The sequence below is a fragment of the Patescibacteria group bacterium genome, from assembly GCA_028707065.1.
Taxonomy (GTDB): Bacteria; Patescibacteriota; Patescibacteriia; order Patescibacteriales; family WJLG01; genus JAQTUZ01.
In genome coordinates, this window is sequence record JAQTUZ010000005.1 from 31,406 (window position 1) to 44,134 (window position 12,729).

Annotated in this window: 1 protein-coding gene; it reads right to left on the reverse strand. The window is 51.3% G+C overall.

The genetic code is table 11. The features are described 5' to 3' along the window. Window positions 1-32: 32 nt before the first annotated feature. Window positions 33-12,461 (reverse strand): DUF2341 domain-containing protein, encoded by a 12,429-nt coding sequence (locus tag PHE24_02715; protein ID MDD4902026.1) that lies wholly within the window; start codon window positions 12,459-12,461, stop codon window positions 33-35. Between the last annotated feature and the right edge of the window lie 268 nt (window positions 12,462-12,729).

The following is a 12,729-nucleotide window of genomic DNA, read 5'->3' on the forward strand; positions in this document are numbered from 1 at the left end:
AACTAATTAACCAATCAACTAATTGACTAATATCACCATCCTGACCCGTTCAAAATCGCGGCAAAGGTGCTCGAACCATGGAAAGAAGTACGGGTGGAAGTGGCAGGAATGCCGATGCCCCAATAGATCAAATCGGAAACATCGGAATTACTGGTCGGTTTGGCTAAATTAAGACTGACAAGCTCCCCGCCGTTTTTCAAAGTGCTGCCCGATGAATAGGAAAAATTTTGCGTCAAGTCCCAATGGATATAGGTAGAGTCGAGCGTGCTAACGATCAGGCCGGTCATATCAGTGCCGGCCACATCGCTGTTGATCGGCGAGTTGCCATTATTGATCACCGTAACCGACTGATTGACCGAGCCGGTATCCGTGCCCGCGTCCATTCTGCCGAAATCGATATTTTCTTCCGGCACATTCAAAGCCAAATTGGTATTGACTTCGACCGTGGGCGAAGTGGTGGACATATAATTGGAGCCGTCGTAAACCTGCAAACGGCCGGACCAAGTGTCCGTACTCCAGATATTGCCGGTGGAGTTATCAGTCGGTTCGGCGAAAAATTTCATATTAGCCGTGCAAGTATAAGTGGCAATGGCGTCGGTAGGTCCGGAACAATCGCTTTTTACGCAATCAGAGGTAGTAAGCTGATAACAATTATTATCATTAGCGGCGCAAACATACCCCAGCGCGGTGCGATAAATCACGCCCGTGGCCGAAACCAGGGTTTGGCAGCCATTAAGGTCAGTGACCGAAGTGTCGATCAATTGGACTTGCTTGTCGGCCGCGCCCTTGATATTTAAAGTTATATCGGCATTATTATTCAACGCCAAAGCTCCCAGCGACGGCGCCGTATTATTAATGTGATAACTGCTGGTTCGCGGGCTGGTGGTGGCGCCCAAGGAAAAATTATCAAAAACAAACGCGTAATAAGTATAGGCTCCGGCCGGATAAGGCGAAATATTTTGATAATGGCAGATCGGGTTGGCGGTCGTAGTGGCGGTTGTGGAACAGATCGTGTTGCCCGCTCCGCCGGTGCAGCCGGCCGCGGTCGCGCCATTGGTCGAACAAACATAATAACTCCAGGAATTATCAGTATCGCTATCCGCGGCCGTGGCTTGAATATCGATCAAACTGCCCGGGTCTTTATAATCATTGAGCGTGGCAACGGCGCTGAATGACGGCGGATGATTGACGCGGAAAGTCGAAGCGTTCGGCGAGCCGGCCTGGCCCTGCGACACGGCGGAACATTGGGCGATACCGGCGCCATAATGATAATCGCAGGCAAAACCGTACCAATCATAATATTCAGAATAAAGATGGCTGGTGGAAGCGGAACAGCTGGCGGCGGCAGAGGAAGAAGCCCGGGAAGAAATGCACCAGGAACCTCCCGGACAAGTCGGCGCCCCGCCGTTGCCCGCGGTAATCGCGCTGGTTTTACAGATCGCCAAATAATATTGATCGGTCTGCGGGTCAGTAGAGGTGGCGGAAAAATTCACGTTTTGCCCGTAAGCGGTCGGGGTGGAAGTCGCCGAACCGCCATCCGAAGGCACTGAGGTAAATGACGGAGCGGTATTGGTGGTTCCGGCTACGGTCAATTCGGCATAACGGTCGTAAGCATCAAGCGCCACATTATTTTTGGTGCCGCGGAAACAATAAGTTTGGCCGGCCTTGGCATTGGTGGTTGCTTTAATGGCGAATTCCACTTCAGTATCTTGGTCTTCGGCCAAGGTTATCGCCGCTGAAGTGGCGGACGGACCATTGACCATGCGGCCGGTGGCATAGGCGTAGCCATTGGTGGATAACCACGCCCGGGTAGTGCTGGCATCGCTATACTGCGTGGAAGTGGCAATCTGGAATTGGTAAGTGGAGGTGGCCGTGCTCCGCACTTGATACCAGGAACTTAAAGCGCCGGAAGAACAATTGGTCGTGGTGGTAGCGTATTGCAGGCCAAAACCGTAATTGGCAGCTGTTCCGGCCTTGGTATTGGCAAAAGACAAACGCAATCGGATATTGGTTTTTTTACTGATGGCCGTGCCCAGCGTCGGGTCAGGCGTGTCCTCGGCTTCCCGCCAAGTGCCGGCCGACGCATCGTCAGCCCGCCAGCGATAATGCTTGCCAATAACGTAAGAACTCGGCGTGGAAGTGGTGAACGACCAATAATCGGAGCGCAAAATTTCCGCTCCTGCTTGCTGGTAAACCCGATAGTAAACATACCCGCCGCTTAGATAATCGCTGATGCGATAATCAATCGTGCCGCTCAAAGTGAAATCAGTATTAAGCGCCGCCGAACTGTTGGAGGCCACCGAAGTCCAGGCATTGACCGAGCCAAAACGATAAACCTGCAAATTGACATAATTAGCTGTCGGAGCCACGCTGGATTGGCCGTTCCAGGAAACATTCAAAGCATAAGTGGTTTTCCCGTCTCGGGCGGCAAAATTATAAATCGGATACTGACCGGACCCGCTGGTCATGCTGTCGCGATCATTATTATCAGTCGATACGGCCGTGTAACCGGGATTATCCAAAAAGTAAGTCAGGTTGACCGAATTGACCGGCAAGCTGCTCAAAATATCTTTGGAATATCGCTTAGTATCATTGGCCACCAGGCTTAAAGTGGGATAGGCCGAATAAACATCGAAAGTGGAACTGCCGGTGCCGTCGATCAGCCTTAAGCGATAAGTTTTGCCCACGGTCGCGTTGACTGTCTGCACGGCAAAAGCGAATTCCGTATAATGGCTGCTGAGCAAATTATACATATTGGTCAGATTGGTATTTTCCTGGAAAAAGCCGTCCGACCAAGTATTGCCATTGGCCGCGGCTTTGTTGGTGGTAATCGAATCGCCGTTCGCGCCGGAGATGCCGTAAGAATAGCTGATCGGCGTAGCGGCGCCCACATCGGTCCAGATTCCGGGCGAATCAGTATTATTTTCATACTGCAGTTTGAAACGCTTATTATAAGTTTGATCGGCGCCGGTATTCTGGATCTGGACGCGGGCGTTGAGGCGCTGGCCTTTTTCCACATTGGCCAAGGGCGCTCCGGCCAGTCCCGGCGCGGTGTTCAAATTAACGCTGGCGCCATCGTCGTTTTCTATCAAGTAAGAAGTTTGCGCCAGTAAGTACCCGGAAGTGGTACTGGCAATCATCGCCACGGTCGCGCTGGCTTTATTGCCGGCCAGATCGTAAGCCCAGATATTGAAAGTGTACCAGGAGCTTTTGGCCAAACCGGCCACGGTAGTGGTGACGGCGCCATTGTAATTAATGTAATTAAGGTTGGTGTCGCTTTGTTCCGAATCGCTTTCCGTAACCGGCGAAGTTGAACCTTTTTTATAAAAGATCCGATAGCGATAAAAATTGGTATCGGTCGTGGCCGAGCCGAAATGGACGTTGATCGAACCCGAAGTATGCGAACTGAAAACCAGATTGCCGGGCGTAGCGGGCGCGGCGGTATCGATCGTTATGTTGGGGGTGCTGGCATTGAAGCCGGCCCAGGCGGAGCAGATATCGCTCGCGTCGCAAACCAAAGCCTGCCATTTATAAGCGCCGTCGGGAATATCAGTGAGCGAAGATGTTCCGATATAAGGCGTAACGCTGAAATCCTGGGGCGCGCCAGAATAGGTGACCACCCAGATTTTGGAAGTACAGCCGGAATAATCAGGGCTGGCGCAAGCTCCCGACGGCTTGGCCGTGCTGGTGGCGAAAGTTTGGCTGGTAGGAATGAATTGGTAATAGATCGATAATGTTTCCGACGGATCAGGATCCGTGGCCTGGCCGGATAAAACGATATTTTTTTGATTGAAATAAGTGCCGTTGGTGATAACGGTCACCTTATCGCTCTGATACTGATACAAACTGCCGGCGTTATCAGGATACGAATCCACCGTCACCCTCAATCTGATCTGGTCGACATCGGCGGTAACCACCGTGGAGGAAGCGTTGAGCGCGTAAACTTTGGCATCAAGATTGATGATGTCATCCCAGATCCAGGCGGCTGGCGCGTTAGCATCGCTGGTAATGTCATCATAAAAAGTCGTATCGCTGTCAGTCCGGCCAAAAAGCGACCCGGCCAAGGTATAAGTATTTCCGGCGGTCAAACCGGAAAATAGCGGAATTATCTTATAGCTTATATTGTTCGGGTCGTTGTTATATCCTTCCAGGCCGAGCTCAACGTCCAGAATAGACTTGGTGGTGGTAGCGACATTATTGGCCGTGCCTTGCAAATAATTGGCCGAGTCATCAGCCGAACTCCCCGGCACATTGCGATAAGCATATGTATCGTCGGTGTTATCCCAGGCATAAGGCGAATTGATCCACCCCTCCGTGGCGCCGCTGGTGTAATAATAAACTTCAGTCAAAGAATTGGATGTTTGAAAAGTTACGGCGGTGGAACTGGATTTGTTGCCGGCCTGGTCGTAAGCCCAAATATTAAAAACATATTGGGTGTTGGCGGTCAAACCATCGATAGTGATCGACGGCACACCGTTATAGTTCAGATAGCCCAAACTGGAATCGCTGGACGAACCGAACAAGGTATCGCTTTCCTTGACGCCGCTCGTCCCCTGCTTATAGAAAATTTTATACTGGCTGAAATTGGCTTCATAGCTTGGCGAACCAAACCCCAAAGTGATGCTGGTAGTTTTTCGGCTGACCAAAGAAAGTTGGCCCGGCGCTGTCGGCGCGATGGTATCGATCCTGAAATTGGGCGTGGACAAATTGTACGGCGCCCAGGGAGAACAGCCGCCGCTATTGCAAGCAAGCGCGTGCCATTTGTAGCTGCTGTCGGGTATTAAAGTTATCATCGCCGCCTTGTTAACGGGCGTTAAATAATATTGTTCCGTGGAAGTCGAGTAAAAAGTGCCGGGAGAGTTTTGGTTATTATACTCCGTCAAGAGCCATTTGCCGGAACGGGCGACCGAAGCGATGCGGGCTTCATCGATAATACCGGTCCAATACTCCGTAGTGGCGCCGCCGAAATAAGAGCGGCCGATCTGGGTCGGGTCATTATTAGTAACGATCGTGCCGGTATGAGGGGTCGTTCCCTGAACAGCGCCGTTATAATAGGCGCGCAAATTCAAACCATCGTAAGTTCCGGCCACGTAAGAGAAGGTGGTGGGTAAAACCGTGGTGCTATAAGCATGATAAGCGGTTCCGCCCGAGTCCACTTCGGCATGCAATAATTTATTGGCCGAAGCATCCACGCCCAAGTTGAAGATCGCGTATGGGGCAACAGCGGAAGTTTGCGTTTTGGCGATGATCTTGGCGTAGTTAACCAAGGTGCCGCGCGTCGCCCAAGCCGAATAAGTCGCTCCGGTCGTCACATCGATATCGGCCAAGTTGATCGCCTGGGCCGTGCCGCTGAAATTTTTAGCAACGCCCAATTTGCCGGTGGTGTTGGTAGTGCCGACGTTAGTACCGTTATAATTGCCGGTCGAATCTTTGAAATTATCAGTGGCCAAGTGATAGACGGCCAGATAGCTATTGGACCAGACGCTGCGGGCGCCGTAGGTGGTGGAAGAGGCGGGCTGGGAGGCGGTCGATGAACCGTAGTAAAGATAAAAAGTGTAATTAGAGGAGGAGGAAATGGAATCGGCGCGGAACCAGACTTCGCCCGAATAAGTGGAAGTGGCCAGCGAAACGATTTCGACCGGCATTCTGGTTCCGGTGGAATTGGTGATGACGATGTCGCCGCCGTCGCTATTCCTCTTGGTGTGCCCCCAAAAATCATTAGTCGTACCTAATCTGGCCATATCCAAATAAACGGGAAAATTGGTCAGAGCGCCGGCGATCTGGGAGCTTTGAACGACGATGGGAGTGCGATATTGGTAGCCTTTGCTATACCAACCGCCGGTAATGGCGTTGTTAGTCCAAATTTTTCCCGCGCAGCTGGCAAAAGTTGTCCCGCTATAACAGAAAGTTGCCGGTACGGACGTGGCTACCGTGAAAGTGTTGGCATTATCCAGCAATTCATAATAAAGGGAGAATGACGTGGCGCTCGTGGAAGTAGCCCACAGATTGACCGTATTGCTGGTGGTCCAAGCGCCGCTAGTTAAAACCGTGGAAGTGGACTGCTTGTACTGGATCAGCGAAAAAGGCTGAGCGGGAAATTCGGAAAGACTGACCAGGATTTCCGTACTGGCGCTGGCTTTGCGGCCGAACGTATCATAAGCGAAAATATTGAAAACATAGGTATAGCCGGTGGTCAAACCGGTAATGGTCGTCGAAGACTTGCCGTTAAAATTTATATAGCCCAAAGAAGCGTCGGAAGAAGAGCCCCAAAGCGAATCAGTTTCTTTAACGCCGCTTGTCCCCTGCTTATAGAAAATTTTATATTGTGAAAAGTTGGGATCTGAACTTGGCGCGCCAAAATTAAATTTTACGTTAGTGGCGCTTTTGGAATTAAAAATCAGATTCCCCGGGACAGTCGGCGCCGCCGTGTCGATCTTGATATTCGGCACCGTCGCGTTGAATTGCTTCCAATTTCTGGCGCAGCCGTTACTATCGCAGGCCAAAGCCTGCCATTTATAGTTACCATCGGGGATCGTCTTAAGATCAGCTTTGATCTCGTGGTTGGAATACCAGACTCGCGAGGCGCAACTTGCGTAAGCCGCGCCTGACGAACAAGCGCCGACCGGAGTGGTAGTGGCGGTAAGATACGGCTCGCTCGTCGTCGCCAGCTGATAATAAATCGTTACCAAGCCGCCATCCGGGTTGGTAGAGGTAGCATAAAGATTTATTTCGTCCGCGTTGATCCAAGTATTATTGGCGATTGCCGTCGAGCCATCGGCCAAATATTGCTCCAAACTTCCGGCAATGGCAGGAGCATTGTTCGTGGTAACAACGACTTCGCTGGTCCCGCTCGCCTTGTTGCCGTAAGAATCAAAAGCCCAAATATTGAAAACGTACTGGGTGTTGCCCAATAAGCCGCCGATCGTGGTGGTGGCCGCGCCGCCATAATTCACGCTGCCTAAATTAATATCGCTGGTGGAACTGAAAACAAAATCGGTTTCTTTGACGCCCGATGAGCCCACTTTGTAGAAAATTTTATACTGGTGGAAATTATTATCGTGAGCGGCCGAGCCGAAAGCCACCGTGACCGTACCGCCGGTCTTTTTGGAATAAGTCAAGCTTCCCGGCGGCAGCGGAGCCGCGTTATCGATATAAACGCTGGTGGTGGCGACATTATGATTGCCGCCGCGATTATCGTTGATGATCAGTTTGACGCAAACCGTGCCGGTGGCGGTGGGCAAATCAATCTTGGAAAGCCAAAAAGTATTGACGGCGTTGGCCCCGGCCGAGGTGGTGATATAACCCGATGAATTGCCGATCTGATCGGAGTTGCTGTTTAAAACCTTGGGGTCGCCGTGAGCGGCTGTCGTATTGGCGTCGGTTTCGTCGATGCGCGCCTTGTAAGCGGTGGTGCGGCAATTGGCGTCAAGATAATAATCCGCCCGGGCGGTAAGCGTGTCGTCCAGATCCGGATCATTGGCGGTAAAATTAAGATCAACCCCGCCTGAACCGTCGGATTTTTCCGTCGCTGAATTAAAAGTCACTGTCGGCAAGCGGTCAGTGCGCTCCCAAACCAGAGTCGTACTGGATTTGTGGCCCACCAGATCATAAGCCCAAAGCGAAAAACTATAAACCGTACTGGTGGCCAGGCCGGTGACGGTAGTCGAGGATTTGCCGTTAAAAGTCCGCGAAGCAAGGTTGGCGTCCGAACTTGAGCCCCAAAGCGAATCGGTTTCATGGATCGGCGTGGTTGAGCCAAGGCGGTAATAAAGTTTGTATTGGGAAAAATTCGCTTCCGTGGCCGCCGTGGGAAAACTCAATTTAATCGAAGCAGTGGTGGAAGCGACAGGATTCAAAGTGTTGGAAAAGATCGGCGCGTTGGCATCGACTAGAAAATTCGGGATCGAAGAATTGAATACGGCCCAGTTGGAACAGCCGCCGAGCGAATCGCAAGCCATGGCTTCCCATTTATAACCGGCGGGAGAAGTGGAATCCGGCACGCCGGGAATCATCACCGCTTTTTTATTATTGGTCAGATAAAATTGTTCCGGGGTGGAAGTGGAGTAAAAAGTTCCCGGACTGTTTTGGTTGCGATATTCGGTGATAAGCCATTTGGTCGTCCGGGCGGTCGCGCCCAGGTGGACTTCGTCGATGATGCCGGTGAAATAGTCGGTTTCCGCGCCGCCGCCGCCGTAATAAGCGCGGCCGATATTCGTCGGCTCATTGTTAGTGTCGATAGTGCCGGTGCGGGCGGTAATCCCCTGCTGGGCGCCATTGTAGTAAGCGCGCAGATTAGAACCGTCATAAGTTGTTGCCGCCCAATACATGGTCCCGGCTGCCGGAGCAGTCGTGTCTTTTGCCACGTATTGCGTGGCGGCGCTGCATATTTCCCCTTGCGGCAATTTATTGGCCGAGGCATCATAGCTTAAAGTATAAATGACGAACGGAGCGACGTGGGTCGGTTGCATCTTGCCGATTATCTTCGCCCAGTTGCCGTTTCCCGCCGCCGGCTGATTCCAGGCGGAAAGAGTCATATTCGGCGTCAGATCAAGATCGCCCAAATTGATCCAGGCCGCGCCGTTAAAATTACGGGCGCCGCCGATCTTGCCGGTGGTATTGGTGGTTCCGTTGTCCGCGCCGTTCCACGTTCCGACCGAATCCTTCATACTGCTGTTTTGATAATGAAAAACAGCCGCGTAGCCATTGGACCAGACAGCGCGGGCGCCATAGGTAGTGGTTGAAGCGACCTGGGCCGCGGTCGATGAGCCGTAGTAGAGATAGAAAGTGATATTGGAAGAAGAGGAAATGGAATCGGCGCGGAACCAGACTTCGCCGGTTTTAGTGGAAGTGGCCAGTGAAACGACCTCGACCGGCATTCTGGTGCCCGAGGAATTAGTGATCAAAATATCGCCGCCGTCGCTGTTCCTTTTGGTGCGCGACCAAAAAGTATTAGCCGTACCCAGTCTGGCCATATCCAGATAGATCGGAAAATTAACCAGGGCGCCGCCGATCTGAGACGATTGGACTACGATCGGCTGGCGATATTTATAACTGGTGGCGCTGCTAGACCAGCCGGAAGTGGTAGTGGCGTTGGCCCAAATATTATTACCGCAGGAAGAATAAGCCAGATTATTCTTGCAAAATGTAGCTGGCGCGGTCGTCGCGGTATTATACGATGAGCCGCTGGGGATCAATTGATAATAAACCACCAAGGGATCGGAATCCTTGTCAGTGGATGTCGCCTGAAGATTCACCGTACTCTGCAAGGTCCAGGCGCCGTTGGTAATCGGCGTGGAAGTGCTTAACGGATATTGCTGCAGGGGGTAAGGATTGGCAGGCACGTGGTTAGTGATCAGCGTTTCCGAACCGAGCGCCGCGGCCACCGTGCTGGAAGCGTATTTGCGGACGCGATAATTATCCCAAGTGCCAAATTGGTTGGCGGCCACGCCATATTCGCCATCCGTGTAAGAAGTGTTGGTCGTAGTACAAGTTGATAAGTATGGCGTGGTAGTGGCGCCGGCATACAGGGAAGCCTGCAGCAGGCCGGTGGAGCGCCAGGTGAATTGGAGAAAATACCAAGTATTGGCAACGACAGTATAGGTATTGCTATTGGCAATGACCTGGGCGCCATCAAAATCTTTTCTGATCGTCAAATAATAAGTGCCGCCCGTGCCTCTGGTATCAGTGAAAACGGTATAACCGATCAATTCGCCGCCGCCGGTAGGATGCCCAACCTCAATGCCGGGCAGCGCGCCCAAAGTACTCGACGATTGGCTCATGGTCCAAGTTTCCCAGATAAGGTTTCGGCCTGAATTAATACTGGGGCGCGTGCCCAGATGCTTGACGCCGGCAGTATTGCTTTCCAATCCCAAGCTGCCGTATTTGGCGGCAATGCCGCCGATCCGCGCCAAGCTCAAGCTGCCGCTGGTAAAATCGTTGCTGGTTTCAAAATCATTGAAGTAAACAAAAGTATTGGCCCCGGAAGAATAGGAAGCGGCGGCGCTATTGCCATAATAAAGATAGATCGTTTTATTGCCGGTGATCAAAGGGATTTTCACCCAAACCTTGGTATAAGATCTGTTGCAAGTATTCGGCTCAAGAAAATAATACAGCTCGCTGGTATCGCTATATCGATTGGAATCGGCAAAAGCGATATCCGAGCAGTCTGAGTTCATTTTGCCCGCCGCGATCAAAGTGGCGGTATCGATAGTGACCGGCACTTGAAAATCAGTCAAGGTGTTGCCGCCGGCGTAAGTGACGCTGACCGGGACTTCATAATTCCAGCTGGCGTTCCACCAGGGATCCAAAAGCCCATAGCCTGATTTGTCGCCGACGGTTTCCAAATAAAATTCGCCCTGGGAACCGAAAGTAAAAGAAATATTCATTTTAAAATATTCGGTTTCGCCGGGCTGAATGCTGAATTGTCCGGCAGCCGTGCTGGAACGGGGCACGAAATTTTCCGGCACGCTTTTTTTACGCGGGCCAAGACCGAATATTTTTTGCCAAAGATTTCTTTGATCCGGAAGTTTGCCGGCTATGATCTCCGCGGCATTCCATTGATCGACATTTTCCATTGCCCCGGAACTGCCGACGATCACCTGGTTTTGCCGGCACTTTTTTTGATCAGGAGAAAGCGAATCGCATTGCCGGCTATTATTTTTCCCCGGGCAAAAATAAATTTGGCCGGAACTTGTCGCTATCTTGGCAGAATTCGCTTCCTGCTCGGCGGAACTTGTCGCCTGTTCTACGGAGCTTGTCGCCTGTTCGGTAGAACTTGTCGCTTGCCATCCGGCAGAACAATAATAAATGCGGTCGCCCCGGGTCGGATTTTTCACGGTCATGGCTCGGCGGCTTAATTTTTCCAAACCGGTCATATTGCCGTCGGCGGCGGGAAAATAAGTTTGCAGGCCGAAATTTTCCGTTTGCTCGCCCTGATTGGTAACGCTGAAATAAACCAGCGCGCCGTTGAGGCCGGAATAATTTTGCCGGTCGGTCTTGATGATCAAGTTTTCATCATCAACGGCATCGGAGTAAGCGAAATCGATCTTTTGGCCGTCAGTGGTCAAGGGCGCGTCATTGAAAAAATGTTCTTCGGCGCCGGGTACGCCGAGCTGATCCTCGGTTTTTTCCTCTGCGGCTTTCACCTGGCCTTGGTTGTAATCGACTTCCAGCCAAAGGCCGTCCAGATAAATCTTGGCTGCTTTGGCCGAGAGATCAGCGGCGGAAATTTCGCTGTTTTGATAGCTGATCCTGACGCGAAGGTTATTGATATCGTCCCAGGAATTAAAAACGGGCAAAGCATAAAGGAAGTAACCGCCGTTGGCGGCATTGGCGACTCCGCCCTTGAGAAACAGATCGCCGGCCGTTTGCCAATCCCCGCCGGTGGAATATTCCACCAACAAATGATCAAAAGTGAAAGTGCTGGCCGCGGCCAGCGATAATCTTAACTGGACGTTGGTTATTTCGCTGGCGGCAGAATAGCTGTCGAGGTTAAAATCGGAAAAGATCAAACTGTCTTTAAGTTCAGCCGGCTCGACCGCTGCTTTTGAATTATTCAGCTCTGGCGAAGAAGTGGCCGCATCGATCGCGTTTTCCGCCAAAGCCTTGGGGGCGGAAATTAAATTATGCCAAAATTGGCCGATGGCGCGCGCCGTGGATTTTAAATTAAAGATCAGGGAAACCGGGCCGCTGTCCGCGCCGCCGCCATTAGCTCCCTGATCAATACCGGTCGGAACCGGAACGGAATTATTATCACTTCCTCCCGGCGCCGAATCAATCGGCGCGCTCTCCGCGGAATTATCCGGTAAAGTCAAGGCTGGATCGCCGGCTGGCTGGCTCGAATCGTTTTCTCCCGCAGCCGGACCGGCTTCGGGCAAATGATTTTGGCCGGCGGAAGAATCCAACGCTGGCGCCGCCGGCAAGCCGCCGTCTCCGGAAGAAGATCCGCCGGAATCAACCGGCTCTTGGATTGCTCCGTCGTTCACCAGAACCGGCGAAGATCCTTGATCGGCCGGAACCGGACTGGGCGGAACAGGCGAAGAACCGAGGAAAATTTCCGTAGCAGTGCCGGTGGCCATTGTCGGCTCGGTCGACCCATTAGCGGCGCTCGAAGTCGCCAGCTTGGCTTTGTTATCCAAAATCCCCGTCGGCAAGCTTCCGCTGCCAAAAATCAAAACCGCGGAATTATTATCATTGAACGCGGAAAAATCAGCCGCCTGATCCGCTTCGACGGTCAATGCCTTTTCCGGATTCTGCCAGATGGAATCGCTTTTGATCGCCGGATTATTTAAATCCGCGGCATTGCTTTCCAAACTAAAACTTTGCGGGGATAGCTTAATCTGTTCATCGGAAGCTTTAGCTGAAAAATTGTGTCTTAAATAGCCGAAAGACAGGATGATAAACAAAGTTAAAAATCCTAATTTGAACAACGGGCTCTTGATAATTTTTTTTACTCTAGGCATGGGCTAAACATAATCCGAACCTACGAAATATCCGAATACTACGAACATCGCCGCAAACCTTTATTCGGTTCGCGGAATTCGTAGTATTAGAATATAATTCGTAATATTCTGATTATATTTTAACGAACTTATCCCTTTAATTTTAGTACTTCAAACACAAAATTTCCGCTAAAAAGCGTATAATCTGGCATCTTAAATTATATCACAATTTTATCAGCAAAAAAAGAACGAAAAGTGGTTAACTTTTCGTTCTTTTTTATCTACTATT

Coding starts and splice junctions, on each gene's coding strand:
- PHE24_02715 (MDD4902026.1), bottom strand. CDS start 12,461: ATGCCTAGAGTAAAAAAAATTATCAAGAGCCCGTTGTTCAAATTAGGA.